Here is a 17,060-nt window from a genome sequence, read left to right as displayed (position 1 = left end):
CCCCTCCCGTCCCGCCTCCCGGTCCCTACTCGCCCCCGGGGGAGCGCGGCGGGCTGACCGTCGTGCGCGGCGGCCGGCGCTGCGAGGAGGTGCGCACGATCAGCTCGGTCGGTATCACCTGCTCGACCGGCTGGTGCGCCTCGACGCTCTCGATGGCGTCGATCAGCAACTGCACCACGGCCGTGCCGATGCGGCGCGGCTTGAGCGACAGGGTGGTGATGGGCGGTTCGGTGTTGGCGTAGACCGTGGACTCGCTGCAGCAGACCAGCAGCAGGTCGTCGGGTACGCGCAGCCCGTAGCGGCGGGCCGCGGCGAGCAGATCGGTGCCGTTGGGGTCGAACAGCCCGTACACGGCGTCGGGCCGGTCCGGGCGGGCGAGCAGCCGGTCGGCGGCGACGGCGCCCGCGCACGGGTCGTGCGCCGGGTACGCCTCGTAGACCGGGTCCTGGCCGACCCGCTCGCACCAGCGCAGGTACGCGGTGGTCGACAGATGGGTGTACGTGTCGGTGGTGGTGCCGGTGAGCAGGCCGATACGGCGGGCGCCGGCGTCGGCGAGGTGGTCGAGGATGCCGAGGACGGCGGCCTCGTGGTCGTTGTCCACCCAGGCGGTGACCGGGAGCGCGCCGGCCGGGCGGCCGTCGGAGACGACCGGGAGGCCCTGGCGGACCAGCTCGCTGACGACCGGGTCCTGGTCGGAGGGGTCGATGACGACCGTGCCGTCCAGGGCGACGTTGGACCACACGTCGTGGCGGGAGGTCGCGGGAAGGATGACGAGGGCGTAGCCGCGGGCGAGCGCGGCCGATGTGGCGGCCCGCGCCATCTCGGCGAAGTAGGCGAACTCCGTGAAGGTGAAAGGTTCATTCCCGTACGTCGTCACCGTCAGGCCGATGAGTCCCGACTTGCCGGTGCGGAGTGTGCGGGCGGCGGCCGACGGCCGGTAGCCCAGCCGGTCGGCGACCTCGCGGACGTGGCGTCGGGTGGCGTCCGGGAGCCTGCCCTTGCCGTTGAGGGCATCGGAGACGGTCGTGATGGAGACTCCGGCGGCGGCGGCGACGTCCCTGATGCCCGCCCGACCCGGCCTGCTGCCTCGACGTGAGGTTTCCGCGCGGCTCACCTGGTGCTTCCCTGCTGCTGTCATGGCGAGCCGATAGTAGGGCTCATGCGGTGGGGTAGGGCGGACGCATATGCATGCATTGACAGGCACGTTTCTGCATGGCGAAAAAGGTTCAACTTCCTTGGATCGCAAGGTAGTTAGACCTCTCGACCCCCGGACGTAGGGTGTCGACGCGTGTGGGCCTGCCAAGAGTGCGATGTTGCGAAGAGGTCTCAACTCACCACTACGGGGGACGCGCGCCACGGCGCAAGCCACCGGCGCATAGATATATGTAGGGGCGCTCCCCCGGAACGTACGCCTTCGGCCGCTGATGCCCCTGATGTCGGTGTGACCGGACGGCACGCCGGAACGACCGAGCGGCGTGCCGTGTGACCGAGCGGCCCGTCCGAGCCGGTACGCGCCGGGACCGAATCCTCATAAGGTGAGAAGTATTCGATGCCGGTGGTGGTCACGAGGAGGACTGCGGTGAGCGAGACGAGCCCCAAGCTGCGCGCCGAGCTGGAAGGGATTCCCACCTACAAGCCGGGCAAGCCCGCGGCGTCGGACGGGCCGGTGGCCTACAAGCTGTCCTCCAACGAGAACCCGTATCCGCCGCTGCCGGGTGTGATGGAGACCGTCACGGCGGCGGCCGCGTCCTTCAACCGCTATCCGGACCTGGCCTGTACGGGACTGGTCGACGAGCTGGCAGAGCGGTTCGGCGTCCCGGCCTCCCATGTGGCGACCGGTACCGGTTCGGTGGGCGTCGCCCAGCAGCTGGTCCAGGCGACGGCGGGCCCCGGGGACGAGGTGATCTACGCCTGGCGGTCCTTCGAGGCGTACCCGATCATCACGCAGATCAGCGGCGCGGCCTCGGTCCGGGTGCCGCTGACGCCGGGGGACGTGCACGACCTGGACGCCATGGCGGACGCGATCACCGAGCGGACCCGGCTGATCTTCGTCTGCAACCCGAACAACCCGACCGGCACGGTGGTCGGGCGCGAGGAGCTGGAGCGGTTTCTCGACCGGGTGCCCGGTGATGTGCTGGTGGTCCTGGACGAGGCGTACCGCGAGTTCATCCGCGACCCCCGGGTGCCGGACGGCATCGAGCTGTACCGCGAGCGGCCCAACGTCTGCGTGCTGCGGACCTTCTCCAAGGCGTACGGCCTCGCCGGGCTCCGGGTCGGTTTCGCCGTGGCGCACGAGCCGGTGGCGGCGGCACTGCGCAAGACGGCGGTGCCGTTCGGCGTGAGCCAGATCGCGCAGGAGGCGGCGATCGTCTCGCTGAGGGCGGAGGACGAGCTGCTCGGGCGGGTCGGCTCCCTGGTGTGCGAGCGCACGCGGGTGGTGGAGGGGCTGCGGGCCCAGGGCTGGACGGTGCCCGAGACCCAGGCGAACTTCGTCTGGCTGCGGCTGGGGGAGCGCACGGTCGCCTTCGCGGAGGCGTGCGAGCGCGCCGGCGTGGTGGTGAGGCCGTTCCCGGGGGACGGGGTGCGGGTGACCGTGGGGGAGACCGAGGCGAACGACATCTTCCTGAAGGCGGCGGAAGGGTTCCGCAAGGGGCTGTAACCCCGGGCCAGGAGGCGGCGGGCGTCTCGCGGGTGGCGTTGGTCACCTGCGGGGCGCCCGTTTCACGTGAAACGGGGCCTTCTGTACCGGGTGCGGTTCAACGGTCCGTGGAAAAGGTCCGTCCGAGGGGTTGACGTCACAGGGGACCCCCCTTCCGGAGCCGAAAAGCAGTAGGTCATAATTGCTTGTGAATGTGAACGCGTTCACAAGCGTGTCGGATCGCTCCCGATATGGGTGTGTCATACATGCACAATGTGCCGCTGACCACGGCGATGTGAGGAGAGTGACGACGTGGACTTGGCTCTGGCGCCGGAGACGCTGGCGCGCTGGCAGTTCGGCATCACGACCGTCTACCACTTCCTGTTCGTGCCGCTGACGATCTCCCTGGCCGCCCTGACGGCCGGTCTGGAGACCGCCTGGGTGCGCACCGGCAAGGAGAAGTACCTCCAGGCGACCAAGTTCTGGGGCAAGCTCTTCCTGATCAACATCGCCATGGGCGTGGTCACGGGCATCGTCCAGGAGTTCCAGTTCGGCATGAACTGGTCCGACTACTCCCGCTTCGTCGGCGACATCTTCGGCGCTCCGCTGGCCTTCGAGGCGCTGATCGCCTTCTTCTTCGAGTCGACCTTCATCGGCCTGTGGATCTTCGGCTGGGACAAACTGCCCAAGAAGATCCACCTGGCCTGCATCTGGATGGTCTCGATCGGCACGCTGCTGTCGGCGTACTTCATCCTCGCCGCCAACTCCTGGATGCAGCACCCCGTCGGCTACCGGATCAACGAGGAGAAGGGCCGGGCGGAGCTGACGGACTTCTGGCAGGTCCTCACCCAGAACACCGCGCTCAACCAGGTCTTCCACAGCTTCTCCGCGGCCTTCCTGACCGGCGGTGCCTTCATGGTCGGCATCGCCGCCTTCCACCTGTGGCGCAAGAAGCACATCCCGGTGATGCGGACCTCGCTCCGCCTCGGCCTGGTCACACTGGCGGTCGGCGGCCTGCTCACCGCGATCAGCGGCGACACCCTCGGCAAGGTCATGTACGAGCAGCAGCCGATGAAGATGGCCGCGGCCGAGGCGCTCTGGGACGGCGAGGAGCCGGCGCCCTTCTCCGTCTTCGCCTACGGCGACGTCGACGAGGGGCACAACAAGGTCGCCCTGGAGATCCCCGGCCTGCTCTCCTTCCTGGCGCACAGCGACTTCGACTCGTACGTGCCCGGCATCAACGACACCAACAAGGCCGAGCAGGAGAAGTTCGGGCCCGGCGACTACAAGCCCATCGTCCCCGTCGCCTACTGGGGCTTCCGTTGGATGATCGGCTTCGGGATGGCGTCCTTCACGCTCGGTCTGGCCGGGCTGTGGCTGACGCGGAAGAAGTTCCTGCTGCCGGCCGCCTGGCGGACCGGTGACGACGAGGTGCCGCACCTGGTGCTGCTGCGCAAGCCGCTCGGCGCCCGGCTCTCCCGGCTGTACTGGCTGCTGGCCCTGTGGACGATGGGCTTCCCGCTGATCGCCAACTCCTGGGGCTGGATCTTCACCGAGATGGGCCGCCAGCCGTGGGTCGTCTACGGCCTCTTCCAGACCCGCGACGCGGTCTCCCCCGGTGTCTCCCAGACCGAGGTCATCCTCTCGATGACCGCCTTCACCCTGCTCTACGCCGTCCTGGCCGTCGTCGAGGTCAGGCTGATGGCGAAGTACGTCAAGGCCGGACCGCCCGAACTCACCGAGGCCGACCTCAACCCGCCCACGAAGATCGGCGGCGACGTCCGCGACGCCGACAAGCCGATGGCCTTCTCGTACTAGGCGTAAGGGAGCTGCACCGTCATGGAACTGCACGACGTCTGGTTCGTCCTCATCGCCTTCCTGTGGACCGGCTACTTCTTCCTGGAGGGCTTCGACTTCGGGGTCGGCGTCCTGACCAGGCTGCTGGCCCGGAACCGGCCCGAGAAGCGGGTGCTGATCAATACGATCGGCCCGGTCTGGGACGGCAACGAGGTCTGGCTGCTCACCGCGGGCGGCGCCACCTTCGCCGCCTTCCCCGAGTGGTACGCGACGCTGTTCTCCGGCTTCTACCTGCCGCTGCTGGTCATCCTGCTGTGCCTGATCATCCGGGGCGTGGCCTTCGAGTACCGGGTGAAGCGGCCCGAGGAGCGCTGGCAGCGCAACTGGGAGACCGCGATCTTCTGGACCTCGCTGATCCCCGCCTTCCTGTGGGGCGTGGCCTTCGGCAACATCGTCGGCGGCGTGAAGATCGACCGGGACATGGAGTACGTCGGCAGCCTGGGGGATCTGCTCAACCCCTACGCGCTGCTCGGCGGCGTGGTGACGCTGACGCTGTTCACCTTCCACGGCACGGTGTTCACCGCGCTCAAGACGGTCGGTGAGATCCGGGAGCGGGCACGGAAGCTGGCGCTGCGCGTCGGCCTGGTCACGGCGGTGGCGGCACTGGCCTTCCTGCTGTGGACGCAGCTGGACCACGGCGACGGCGCGAGCCTGGTGGCGCTGGTGGTGGCGGTGGCGGCCCTGGCCGCCGCGCTCCTCGCCAACCAGGCCGGACGCGAGGGCTGGGCGTTCACCCTCTCCGGCGTCACCCTCGTCGCCTCGGTGGCCATGCTGTTCCTGACGCTCTTCCCGAACGTCATGCCGTCCACGCTGAACGCGGACTGGAGCCTGACCGTCACCAACGCCTCGTCCAGTCCCTACACCCTGAAGATCATGACCTGGCTCGCGGTGATCGGCACGCCTGTCGTGCTCGTCTACCAGGGATGGACGTACTGGGTCTTCCGCAAGCGCATCGGTACGCAGCACCTCGCCGACGCCACGCACTGAGTCCGGCCGGGGTACGTTCACGGAGCACGCTCACTCCGCGTGTTTCACGTGAAACGCACCCTCGGGACGGGAGGGCATGTTCCACGTGAAACCCATCGATCCACGACTGCTGCGGTACGCCCGCACCACCCGGCTCTTCCTCATGGCCGTCGTCGGCCTGGGCGCCGTCGGCGCGGGGCTGGTCATCGCCCAGGCCATGCTCATCGCCGAGATCGTGGTGGGCGCCTTCCAGGACGGCCTGACGGCCACCGGACTCCGCACTCCCCTGCTGCTGTTGGTGGCCGTCGCCGGTGGCCGGGGCCTGGTGGGGTGGCTCACCGAACTGGCCGCGCACCGGGCGAGCGCGGCGGTGAAGTCGGAGCTGCGCGGCCGGCTGCTGGACCGGGCGGCCACCCTCGGCCCCGGCTGGCTCACCGGACAGCGCACCGGGTCGCTGGTGACCCTGGCCACCCGCGGGGTCGACGCCCTCGACGACTACTTCTCCCGCTATCTGCCGCAGTTGGGCCTCGCCGTCGTCGTACCGGTCGCGGTGCTGGTCCGGATCGTCACCGAGGACTGGGTGTCGGCGGCCATCATCGTCGTCACCCTTCCGCTCATCCCGGTCTTCATGGCCCTGATCGGCTGGGTCACGCAGTCCCGGATGGACCGGCAGTGGCGGCTGCTGTCCCGGCTGTCCGGGCACTTCCTGGACGTGGTGGCGGGACTGCCGACGCTCAAGGTCTTCGGCCGGGCCAAGGCCCAGGCCGAGTCGATCCGGCGGATCACCGACGACTACCGCCAGGCGACCCTGCGGACCCTGCGGATCGCCTTCCTGTCCTCCTTCGCCCTGGAACTGCTCAGCACGCTCTCGGTCGCCCTGGTCGCCGTCACCATCGGCATGCGCCTCGTCCACGGCGACATGAACCTGTACGACGGTCTGGTCGTGCTGGTGCTGGCGCCGGAGGCGTATCTGCCGCTGCGGCAGGTCGGGGCGCAGTACCACGCGGCGGCCGAGGGGCTCGCCGCGGCCGAGGAGATCTTCACCGTCCTGGAGACCCCGGCCCGGCGCCCGGGGACCGGTGCCGTGCCCGCGACCGGCGCGCTGGCCTTCGAGGGAGTGACCGTCCGCCCCCCGGGTCGGTCGGCGGACGCCGTGTCGGACGTGAGCTTCACCGTGGAGCCCGGTGAGACGGTCGCCCTCGTCGGTCCGAGCGGGGCCGGCAAGTCGACGCTGCTCGATGTGCTGCTGGGCTTCGTACGGCCGGACGAGGGCCGGGTGACGGTCGGGGGAGCCGATCTCGCCGGCCTGGACCCGGAGCAGTGGCACGCACGGGTCGCCTGGGTGCCGCAGCGACCGCACCTGTACGCCACGACGATCGCCGAGAACGTACGGCTGGCCCGGCCCGGCGCGGACGACACCGCCGTACGCCGGGCGCTGCGCGACGCCGGGGCGCTGGCCTTCGTCGACGCGCTGCCCGAGGGTGCGGAGACGGTGCTCGGTGAGGACGGTGCCGGGCTGTCCGCCGGGCAGCGGCAACGACTCGCGCTGGCCAGGGCGTTCCTCGCGGACCGGCGCGTGCTGCTGCTGGACGAGCCGACCGCGGCGCTGGACGGGGCGACCGAGGCGGAGGTCGTGGCGGCGGTACGGCGGCTCGCGCAGGGGCGGACCGTGCTGCTCGTGGTGCACCGCCCGGCGCTGCTAGAGGTGGCCGACCGGGTGGTGCGGTTGCCCGAGCCGGGGACCGGAGATCGGGTACGGCCGGCTGAGCCGGGGGCGGCCGGCCGGATGCCGTCACCGGCCGAGTCGGAGGCCGCCGTCCCCGGTGCGGGGGCCCGCCTGCCCGTGGACGGACCGGTCGCCGGGGCGGCGGGTGGCCCCGCAGCCGCCGTGGCCGAGGAGGACGCGCCGGGCGTTCCGGCCTCCGTCGCCTCCGCCTCCGCCTCCGTCGCCTCCGCCGCGAGGGACGCCCGGGGCCGTGGCGGGGTGCTCGGCCGGGTGCGGGCGATGTCCGCCCCGCGGCGTGGGCGGCTCGCGCTCGCCCTGCTGCTCGGCAGCCTGGCGCTGGGCAGTGCCGTCGGTCTGATGGCCACCTCCGGGTGGCTCATCTCCCGGGCCTCGCAGCAGCCGCCGGTGCTGTACCTGATGGTGGCCGTCACGGCGACCCGCGCCTTCGGCATCGGCAGGTCCGTCTTCCGCTACGCCGAGCGGCTCGTGTCGCACGACGCCGTGCTGCGGATGCTCGCCGACACCCGGGTCGCCGTCTACCGGCGGCTGGAGCGGATCGCGCCCGCCGGGCTGCGCCGCAGCCGCCGCGGCGACCTGCTGTCCAGGCTGGTCGCCGACGTCGACGCGGTCCAGGACTACTGGCTGCGCTGGCTGCTGCCGGCCGGGGCCGCGGCGGTCGTCTCCGCCGCGTCCGCCGGCTTCACGGCCTGGCTGCTACCGGAGGCCGGTGCCGTGCTCGCCGCCGGGCTGCTCGCCGCGGGCCTCGGTGTGCCGCTGCTCACCGGTGCCGTGGCGCGCCGGGCCGAGCGCAGGCTGGCCCCCGCCCGCGGCGCGCTCGCCACCCGGGTGACCGATCTGCTCACCGGCACCGCCGAACTGACCGTGGCCGGTGCCCTGCCCGCACGCGCCGCCGACGCGCGCCGGGCCGACTCCGCGCTGACCCGGATCGCCTCGCGGACGGCCACCGCCACCGCGCTCGGTGACGGGCTCACGGCCCTGATCTCCGGCCTGACCGTCGCGGCGGCCTCGTCCGTCGGTGCCCAGGCGGTCGCCGACGGCCGGCTCTCCGGGGTGGCCATGGCCGTGGTCGCGCTCACCCCGCTGGCCGCCTTCGAGGCCGTCCTCGGCCTGCCGCTCGCCGTGCAGTACCGGCAGCGGGTCCGCCGCGGCGCCGAGCGCGTGTACGAGGTGCTCGACGCCCCGGAGCCCGTACGGGACCCGGAGCGGCCCCGGCAGGTCCCGGCGTCGCCGTTCCCGATCGTCGTCAAGGGGCTCGCCGCCCGTCACCCCGGGCAGTACCGGGAGGCCCTGACCGGACTGGACCTGACCCTGGCCGAGGGGCGCCGGATCGCCGTGGTCGGTACGTCCGGGTCGGGCAAGACGACGCTCGCCCAGGTGCTGCTGCGGTTCCTGGACCCGGGCGCGGGGTCGTACACCCTCGCCGGGGTGGACGCCCGCGCCCTGACCGGCGACGCCGTGCGCCGGATCGTCGGGCTGTGCGCGCAGGACGCCCACCTCTTCGACAGTTCGGTGCGGGAGAACCTGCTGCTGGCCAGGAAGGACGCCACCGAGGACCGACTGCGCGACGCCCTGCGGCGGGCCCGGCTGCTGGAATGGGCCGACGGCCTGCCCGACGGGCTCGACACCCTGGTGGGGGAACACGGGGCCCGGCTGTCCGGTGGTCAGCGGCAGCGCCTCGCCCTGGCCCGCGCGCTCCTCGCCGACTTCCCCGTGCTGGTGCTCGACGAGCCCGCCGAGCACCTCGACCTGCCGACCGCGGACGCGCTCACCGCGGATCTGCTGGCCGCCACCGAGGGCCGGACGACCCTGCTCATCACCCACCGGCTCGCCGGTCTGGAGGCCGTCGACGAGGTGATCGTGCTCGACGAGGGCCGGGTCGCGCAGCGCGGGACGTTCGCGGAGCTGAGGGCGGTGCCGGGGCCGCTGCGGTCGATGGCCGAACGGGAGGCGGCGGCGGACCTGCTGGTAGCGGGGTAGGCGGTCCGGGCGGGGAGCCGGTGGCCGCACGGCACCCCCAGGGCGAGCTTCCGGACGTTCTCTGGCTTTCCTGGGCAAAAGGGTCTCATTAGGCTCGGTGCATGTCCGGTACCCCGCCGCCCCCGCCGCCTTCCGGCCCCGGGCCGTCCGGGGAGGGGGCCTCGGTGGAGCTGCGGGTGCGGGTGCGCAAGCTGCTGGCGGCGATGCGGTCCGTCGGCAGCGGCCTGGACCCGCACGCCACGCTGGAGCGGATCTGCGCGACCGCCGCCGACCTCGCCGGGGCGCGGTACGCGGCGCTGGGCGTCCTGGCCGAGGACGGTGAGGGCCTCGCCGACTTCGTCCACCACGACGCCGGCGCGGCGACCGCCGGCCTGATGGGCAGCCCGCCGGACCGCCCTACGGCGCCGGGCACCGTGACCGACGCCCCCGGGCCGGCCCGCTCGCCCGACCCGGCCGACGGTTCCCGTGACCTGGGCGGCGATTCCCGCGCCCTGGCCGGCGATTCCCGGGCCTTGGGCGGCGATTCCCGCGCCCCGACCGACGAGCCCGGTGACCCGACCGGCGCCCCCCGCGACCTGGCCGGCATCCTCCGCGCCGGCGGCCTCCCGGCAGCGTACGAGCCGCCCCCGCCCGGCGTCCTCAGCGTTCCCGTACGGGTTCAGGGCGAGTTCTCCGGCACCCTCTACCTGGCGGACAAACGCGACGGCAGGGCGTTCGACGACCACGATCTCGCCCTGGTCCGGGTGCTCGCCGTAGAGGCGGGCATCGCCCTCGGCAACGCCCGGCTCCACGCGTCCGCGCGGGCGCGGGAGCGCTGGATCGACGGATCGGTCGCCGTCACCACCGCCCTGCTCTCCGGCGCCGGCCCCGACGACTCCCTGCGGGTGGTCGCCGAACAGGCCCGCCGGCTCTCCGGGGCGGTCGCCGGCATCGTGCTGCTGCCGGCCGCGTGCGGCGGCATGGAGATCGCGGCCGTCGCCGGGCGGCGGCCCGCCGAGGATCTCGGCACGGTGCTCGCGCCGGACAGCGGGCTGGTCGCCGGTCTGCTCGCCGGCCGGTCCGAGGTCGTGACCGACGCGGCCACCGATCCGCGCCTGCTCACCGGCCCGGCCCGCGCCTACGGCCCCGCCCTGGTGCTGCCGCTGCGCAGCGACGGGCGGGTCCTCGGCGGGCTGGTCCTGCTCCGTGCGCGGGGGGAGCGGCCGTTCACCCGGACCGAGCGCGTCCTCGCCGACCGGTTCGCCGCGCAGGCCGCGCTCGCGCTGGTCATGGCCGAGGCGCAGCGGGACCGTGAGCGGCTGGCCGTGTACGAGGACCGCGACCGCATCGCCCGGGACCTGCACGACCTCGTCATCCAGCGGCTGTTCGCCACCGGGATGACGCTGGAGAACGCCGAGCGCGTCTCGGCCGTGCCCGAGGTACGCGACGGCGTAGCCAAGGCCGTGGCCGAACTCGACGTCACCATCCAGGAGATCCGCTCGGCGGTCTTCGCGCTGCGCCGGCCCGCCGAGACCCCGGCCCGGCTGCGCACCCGGGTCCTGCGGGAGATCACCATGGCCGCCGCGCCCCTCGGCCACACCCCCGCGCACCGCTTCGTCGGCCCGGTCGACGGCGCGGTCGGGGAGGCGACCGGCCGCAATCTCCTCGCCGCCCTGCGCGAGGCGCTCTCCAACGCCTACCGGCACGCCCACGCCTCCCGGACCGAGGTCGTCGTCGACGCGACGGTGACCTTGCCGGACGGCCGCCCCGGCGTCCGGCTGACCGTCGCCGACGACGGTGTGGGCCTCCCCGAGGGCGGCCGGCGCAGCGGCCTGCACAACCTGGAACGCCGGGCCCAGGCACTCGGCGGGACGAGCCGCACCGGGCCGGGCATCGGGCCGGACGGCGCCGGCACGACCGTCGTGTGGGAGGCGCCGTACTGAATCCGGCCGGGGCGGCCGGCGAGCCTCGGTCTCGCGTCGAAGCGGGCCGCTCTCCCCCATGTGCAGCAACGGAATCCCCCGCCCGTACGAGCCGGACATGACCCGGCGGCCCCGCAGGGGCCACGATCGCTGACATGCGCTCACCTCGCCGCCGTCCGCTGCTCGTTCCGGTGCTGCTGTGCGCGCTCGCCGTCCTCGCGGCCCGCCCCACCGCCGAGGGGGACGGCGGCTCCGCCGGCGAGGCCGGCACGGAGGTCGCCCGGCTCTACCAGGACGCCGCCACGGCGACCCGGCGGTACGAGGAGGGGCGACGGGAGGCGGAGGCCCGGCGGGCCGAAGCCGCGCGGTACGCGGCCCTGCTCGACCGGCAGCGCGCGGAGATCACCGTCCTGCACGAGGAACTGGGCCGCATCGCCCGTGCCCAGTACCGCGAAGGAGGCGGGCTTCCGCTCACCGCGCGGATGCTCCTCGCGGACGACCCGGAGCAACTGATGCGGGGCCGGCACACCATCCGGCGGGCCGGCCGCGCCCTGGGCGACGCCATCGGCAGGAGCCGCCGGGCCGCGGCGCGGCTGGCCGCCGACGAGGCGAGGGCGGAGGCGGCCCGGCGGGAACTGGACCGGCACAACGCGGAACTGGCCACCCTGAAGCGGAGCATCGAGCGCAAGCTGGCGGCGGCCCGGGCGAAACTCCGGGACCGGGCGGAGACACCGGCCGCCGCGGGGTCCTGCCCGGGCGCCGTCCGCCTCGACCAGCCGGACGCGCGTGCGGAGCGGGACTGGGTGGCACCGGTGGAGGCGTACGAGCTGTCCGCGTCCTTCGGCAGCGGCGGATCGCGCTGGGCGAACCGGCACACCGGGCAGGACTTCGCGGTGCCGGTCGGCACACCGGTGCGCGCGGTCGGCGCCGGGCACGTGGTGAAGGTGTCGTGCGGCGGGGCCTTCGGCATCCAGGTCGTGCTCCGGCACTCCGGCGGCTACTACACGCAGTACGCGCATCTCGCCGCCGTCGCCGTCGGCCAGGGTGACCGCGTCGCCGCCGGGCAGTGGATCGGGCAGTCGGGCAACACCGGCAACTCCACCGGCCCGCACCTCCACTTCGAGGTGCGGATCACCCCGGAGACGGGATCGGCGCTGAACCCGGTGCCCTGGCTGGCCCTGCGGGGCGTGACCGTCTGATCCGTCCCACGACCCGCCGGGAAGCCCTCGCGAAGGTCAGGAGAATCGTTCCAGCAGATGTTCGATGACGCGGGCGACCCCGTCGTCGTTGTTGGCGACCGTCCGTCCCGAGGCGGCGGCGACCGCGTCCGGGTGGGCGTTGCCCATGGCGTACGACTGTCCCGCCCAGGTGAGCATCTCCACGTCGTTCGGCATGTCCCCGAAGGCGACGACCTCCTCGTGCGAGATGCCGCGCTCGGCACAGCACAGGGCGAGCGTGCTGGCCTTGGAGACCTCCGGGCCGCTGATCTCCAGCAGGGCGCTGGGGCTGGACCGGGTGACGTTGGCGCGGTCGCCCACGGCGAGGCGGGCCAGCGTCAGGAAGGCGTCCGGCTCGATGGCCGGGTGGAAGGCGAGGATCTTGAGCACCGGCTCGTCCGGTGCCGGACCGTCCGGGCCGAGCAGTTCCTCGGCCGGCCGCAGGACGTCCGGGGCCTCCAGGTGCAGCTTCGGATAACCGGGCTCCTGGTTGAAGCCGTACGTCTGCTCCACCGCGTACACCGTGCCGGGGGCCGCCTCGCGCAGCAGCCGTACGGTGTCCAGCGCGTTCTCCCGGGCCAGCGCCCGCACCTTCACGAACCGGTGGGCGCCGGGACCGCCGTGCAGGTCGACCACGGCGGCGCCGTTGCCGCAGATGGCGAGGCCGTGGCCGTGGACGTGGTTGCTGACGACGTCCATCCAGCGGGCCGGTCGGCCGGTCACGAAGAAGACCTCGATGCCCGCCTCCTCGGCGGCGGCCAGCGCGGCCACCGTACGGGGCGAGACCGTCTTGTCGTCGCGCAGCAGGGTCCCGTCGAGGTCGGTGGCGATCAGACGGGGGCGAGCGGCGGCGGCCGGGGGCGGGGGCTGTCGAGTCGCTGAGGTCACCCGGTCATTGTCCCGTACGGGACCGCACGGGCGTGCGGCAGTCCGCACATCTGTGAGGTACGGCCCTCATGAGTGCCGCCCCCGCCCCCGCCCCGCCGCCCGGCGCCCGGTGAAGCTCAGCCCAACTGGGCGAGCGCCTCCATCGCGATCCGTTCGAAGACCTTCTCGTCGATCGCGAAGTCCGACCCCGGGATCGGCCAGTGGACGACGATCTCGGTGAACCCCGCCTCCCGGTGCCGCCCGGCGAAGTCCACGAAGGCGTCCAGGGAACGGAACGGCTCGTTGCGGTCCGGCGTGAACCCGGTGAGCAGCACCTTGTCGAGTTCTCCCGCGTCCCGGCCGATCTCGGCGCAGGCGTCGGCCAGCCGCTCCGCCTGCGTCCGCAGCGCGCGCAGTGACTGATCGGGCGTGCCGTTCTCGAACAGCTTCGGGTCGCCGGTGGTCACCCACGCCTGTCCGTACCGGGCGGCGAGCCGCAGACCGCGCGGTCCGGTCGCGGCCACCGCGAACGGCAGCCGGGGCCGCTGCACACAGCCCGGAATGGTGCGCGCCTCGTGCGCAGCGTAGAAGTCGCCCTCGTAGGACACCGTGTCCTCGGTCAGCAGCCGGTCGAGCAGGGCGAGGAACTCGGCGAAGCGGTCGGCCCGCTCGCGCGGCGTCCAGGGCTCCTGACCGAGCGCGGTGGCGTCGAAGCCGGTGCCGCCCGCCCCTATGCCCAGCGTGATCCGTCCGCCGGAGATGTCGTCGAGGGAGATCAGTTCCTTGGCGAGCGTCACCGGGTGCCGGAAGTTGGGGGACGTCACCAGGGTGCCCAGCCGCATCCGCTCGGTGGCCGCCGCGGCCGCGGTCAGCGTCGGTACGGCACCGAACCACGGGCCGTCGCGGAAGCTGCGCCAGGAGAGGTGGTCGTAGGTGTAGGCGGCGTGGAAACCGAGCTGCTCCGCCCGTGTCCAGGCCGCGCGGCCGCCCTCGTGCCAGCGGCGATGGGGGAGGATCACGGTGCTCAGGCGCAGACTCATGGCACCGAGCCTAAGCGGCGTCCGCCGTTTCACGTGAAACAGCCCCCGGCCACCGCGCCGCTACGAGCACCGCCCGCAGTTGCCGCGCCGCTACGGAAGCCGCGAGAAGCCGCCGTGTCGTTACGGAAGCCGCGAGAAGCCGCCGTGTCGCTACGGGAGCCGCCCGAAGCCGCCGTGTCGTTACGGGAGCCGTCCGAAGCCGCCGTGTCGCTACGGAAGCCGTCCGAAGTCGCCGTGTCCCTACGGAATCCACGCGGTCACCGAGCCACTACAGCAACCACGTGGTGCCGGCGCGCTACCCGAACCGCAGATAGCGCGCCGGCACCGCCTCGGTCAGCCATACGCCGTTGGCGCTGATCCGGAAGACGTGGCCGTCGCGGTGCATGGCGGCGGCGTCCACCGCCAGGACCACCGGCCGGCCGCGCCGGGCACCGACCCGGGTGGCGGTCTCGCGGTCGGCCGAGAGGTGCACCGCGTGCCGGTTCATCGGCCGCAGTCCCTCGGCCCGGATGGCGTCCAGGTGGCGGGCGACCGTGCCGTGGTACAGGTGCGGCGGCGGGGTCGCCGGGGGCAGGCCGAGGTCGACGTCGACGCTGTGTCCCTGGCTGGCGCGGATGCGGGTGCCGTCGACCGCGAAGCGCTGCTTGTCGTTGGCGGCGACCACGTGGTCCAGTTCCTCGCGGCCGATGCGGAAGCCATGGGCGGCGGTCGCCGCGAGGAGGGTGTCGATCTCGACCCAGCCGCCCTCGTCCAGCGTCAGCCCGATCCGTTCCGGCTGGTGACGCAGATGCTTGGCGAGGTACTTCGACACCTTCACGGTGCGTCTCTCGTCCTCGCCCCTCTCACTTCGTTCCTTCATTCGACCAGGGTGCCGAAAGAGACGCGCGTCACGCGATCGATTTCTCCCGGGAGGTTTGGTCCACAGCCAAGTGATGTTATCCACAGGTCTCTTGGGGATGTCTGTGGAGAACCGGCGCGTCACACCGGGGGATCGACCCGGGCGAGCGCGCGTCCCGCCCCCGGGACGAAGCGCGACAGGAACCGGGCGACACGCGCCTCCGCCGCGACCGGGACGACGGCCCGGTCCCGCGCCACCGCATCCAGGATCGCGTCGGCGACCCTCTCCGGCGGGTAGTTCCGCAGCCCGTACAGCCGGGCCGTGCGCCGCTGCCGCCGCCGCTGTCCGGCCGCGTCGGCGCCCGCGAACCGCGCCGCCGAGGTGATGCCCGTGTCCACGAACCCCGGGCAGACCGCCGTCACGCCGATGTCCCGACCGGCCAGCTCGGCGCGGAGGCACTCGCTCAGCATCAGCACCGCCGCCTTGGAGGTGCTGTACGCGGGCAGCGCCCGGGAGGGCTGGTAGGCCGACGCCGAGGCGACGTTGACGATGTGGCCGCCCTGGCCGCGCTCGGCCATGTGCCGGCCGAACAGCCGGCAGCCGTGGATCACGCCCCACAGGTTGACGCCGAGGACGTCCCGCCAGTCCTGCGGCGTGGTGTCGAAGAAGGAGCCCGACAGACCGATGCCGGCGTTGTTCACCAGGACGTCCACCACGCCGTAGGCGGCGGTGACCTGGCCGGCGAGTTCCTCCATCGCCCGTTCGTCGGAGACGTCGGCGGTCTCGGCCCAGGCCGCCGGCGCGCCGGTCAGCCGGGCCCGTTCGGCGGTGCGCCGCGCGGCCGGGCCGTCCCGGTCGACGGCGATCACCCGCGCCCCGGCCCGCGCGAACGCCAGCGCCGTGGCCCGTCCGATGCCGCCGCCCGCCCCGGTGACCAGGACGAGCTGCCCTCCGAAGCGGTGACCCCAGGGCGACTCCTCCCGGGCGTGCCCCGGGGGCGCCGTCTCCTGAACCTCCGCAGGCCCGTCGTGCCGCTCGCCCTCCACCCCCAGGGCGAAGTCCGTGATCCACACCGCCAGCAGGTCCGGCCGGGTCCGCGGAATCCAGTGCCGGGCGGGCAGGGTGCGCCGGGTCAGGTCCGGCACCCACCGCTCCAGACCGTCGTAGAGCGCCTCGGACAGGAACGCGTCGTGCACGGGGGTGATGAGCTGGACGGGCGCGTGGGCGTACGCGTCGGGGCGCGGTCGGCGCAGCCGGGGCCGTACGTTGTCCCGGTAGAGCCAGGCGCCGTGCGCCGCGTCACCGGGCAGGGACGCGGTGGGGTAGCCGGCGGAGGAACCGGCGGGCAGCTTCTCCATGCGGCGGAGGATGCCCGGCCAGCGCTTGCCCAGCGGGCCGCGCCAGGCCAGCTCCGGCAGGACCGGCGTGTGCAGCAGGCAGATGTACCAGGACTTGGCGCCCTGGCGGAGGAGCTGGCCGGCCCGGCGCGGGGTCGGCCGCCGCAGCCGGCCGTCGATCCAGTGCCCGAAGTGGTCCAGGGACGGCCCCGACATCGAGGTGAAGGACGCGATCCGCCCCCGGGTGCGCTCGACCGTGACGAACTCCCAGGACTGCACCGAACCCCAGTCGTGCCCCACCAGGTGGACGGGCCGGTCCGGGCTCACCGCGTCGGCGACCGCCAGGAAGTCGTCCGTCAGCTTCTCCAAGGTGAACCCGCCGCGCAGCGGCCGGGGAGCCGTCGACCGGCCGTGGCCCCGGACGTCGTAGGCGACGACGTGGAAGCGGTCGGCGAGGCGGGCGGCCACCGGCGCCCACACCTCCTTGCTGTCGGGATAGCCGTGGACGAGGACGACCGTCGGCCGCGCCGGATCACCCAGCTCGGCGACGCACAGCTCGACCTCACCGCTCCGCACACGGCGAACCCGCGCACCCTCGAAGCCCGCCCCATCGGTACCGCCGGTACCGCTGACCCCGTCGGCCCCATCGATTCCGCCGACCCCGCCAGTCCCCTC

General features: G+C 73.2%; 11 protein-coding genes. 6 read left to right on the top strand and 5 right to left on the bottom strand.

Annotated elements, in window-relative coordinates; genetic code table 11:
* Positions 1-25: 25 nt before the first annotated feature.
* Entirely contained in the window at positions 26-1,138 is a 1,113-nt protein-coding gene (locus tag Sdagh_RS21030; protein ID WP_189416956.1) for a LacI family DNA-binding transcriptional regulator, read from the bottom strand.
* 441 nt (positions 1,139-1,579) lie between these two features.
* Between Sdagh_RS21030 and hisC the strand changes: the two genes are divergently transcribed.
* The 6 genes from hisC (at position 1,580) to Sdagh_RS21000 (ending at position 12,285) form a co-directional block, all read left to right on the top strand.
* Positions 1,580-2,659 (top strand): histidinol-phosphate transaminase, encoded by a 1,080-nt coding sequence (gene hisC, locus Sdagh_RS21025; RefSeq protein ID WP_189416957.1) that lies wholly within the window; start codon positions 1,580-1,582, stop codon positions 2,657-2,659.
* A 291-nt stretch (positions 2,660-2,950) separates the two neighbouring features.
* On the top strand, positions 2,951-4,456 hold the full coding sequence (locus tag Sdagh_RS21020) for a cytochrome ubiquinol oxidase subunit I (RefSeq protein ID WP_189416960.1): 1,506 nt from the start codon (positions 2,951-2,953) through the stop codon (positions 4,454-4,456).
* Positions 4,457-4,477: 21 nt separating this feature from the next.
* A complete protein-coding gene (cydB, locus tag Sdagh_RS21015) occupies positions 4,478-5,482 on the top strand; it encodes a cytochrome d ubiquinol oxidase subunit II (protein WP_189416963.1) in 1,005 nt (334 codons plus the stop codon).
* Between the two features lie 85 nt (positions 5,483-5,567).
* Positions 5,568-9,185, top strand: coding sequence for a thiol reductant ABC exporter subunit CydD (gene cydD / locus Sdagh_RS21010; RefSeq protein WP_190076940.1), 3,618 nt, complete (start codon positions 5,568-5,570; stop codon positions 9,183-9,185).
* A 101-nt stretch (positions 9,186-9,286) separates the two neighbouring features.
* Complete coding sequence (locus tag Sdagh_RS21005) at positions 9,287-11,107, top strand: GAF domain-containing protein (RefSeq protein WP_190076913.1); 1,821 nt, start codon at positions 9,287-9,289, stop codon at positions 11,105-11,107.
* A 134-nt stretch (positions 11,108-11,241) separates the two neighbouring features.
* Positions 11,242-12,285: a M23 family metallopeptidase gene (locus tag Sdagh_RS21000; RefSeq protein WP_190076912.1), complete on the top strand. Its 1,044-nt coding sequence runs from the start codon at positions 11,242-11,244 to the stop codon at positions 12,283-12,285.
* 36 nt (positions 12,286-12,321) lie between these two features.
* On the opposite strand, the gene Sdagh_RS20995 is transcribed toward Sdagh_RS21000, so the two are convergent.
* The 4 genes from Sdagh_RS20995 to Sdagh_RS20980 form a co-directional block, all read right to left on the bottom strand.
* The gene (locus tag Sdagh_RS20995; protein ID WP_226535486.1) at positions 12,322-13,191 is read right to left on the bottom strand and encodes a Cof-type HAD-IIB family hydrolase; all 870 of its coding nucleotides are present in this window, start codon (positions 13,189-13,191) and stop codon (positions 12,322-12,324) included.
* A gap of 116 nt (positions 13,192-13,307) precedes the next feature.
* Entirely contained in the window at positions 13,308-14,210 is a 903-nt protein-coding gene (locus Sdagh_RS20990; protein ID WP_190076911.1) for an LLM class flavin-dependent oxidoreductase, read from the bottom strand.
* 295 nt (positions 14,211-14,505) lie between these two features.
* Positions 14,506-15,069: an RNA 2'-phosphotransferase gene (locus Sdagh_RS20985; RefSeq protein WP_189416976.1), complete on the bottom strand. Its 564-nt coding sequence runs from the start codon at positions 15,067-15,069 to the stop codon at positions 14,506-14,508.
* 119 nt (positions 15,070-15,188) lie between these two features.
* Positions 15,189-16,961 (bottom strand): SDR family oxidoreductase, encoded by a 1,773-nt coding sequence (locus tag Sdagh_RS20980; RefSeq protein WP_229879769.1) that lies wholly within the window; start codon positions 16,959-16,961, stop codon positions 15,189-15,191.
* Positions 16,962-17,060 lie beyond the last annotated feature (99 nt).

This window comes from Streptomyces daghestanicus, assembly GCF_020521275.1.
Classification (GTDB): domain Bacteria; phylum Actinomycetota; class Actinomycetes; order Streptomycetales; family Streptomycetaceae; genus Streptomyces; species Streptomyces griseoviridis.
Note: the sequence above shows the minus strand (reverse complement) of the source record. Positions and strands in the feature narration are given on the sequence as shown.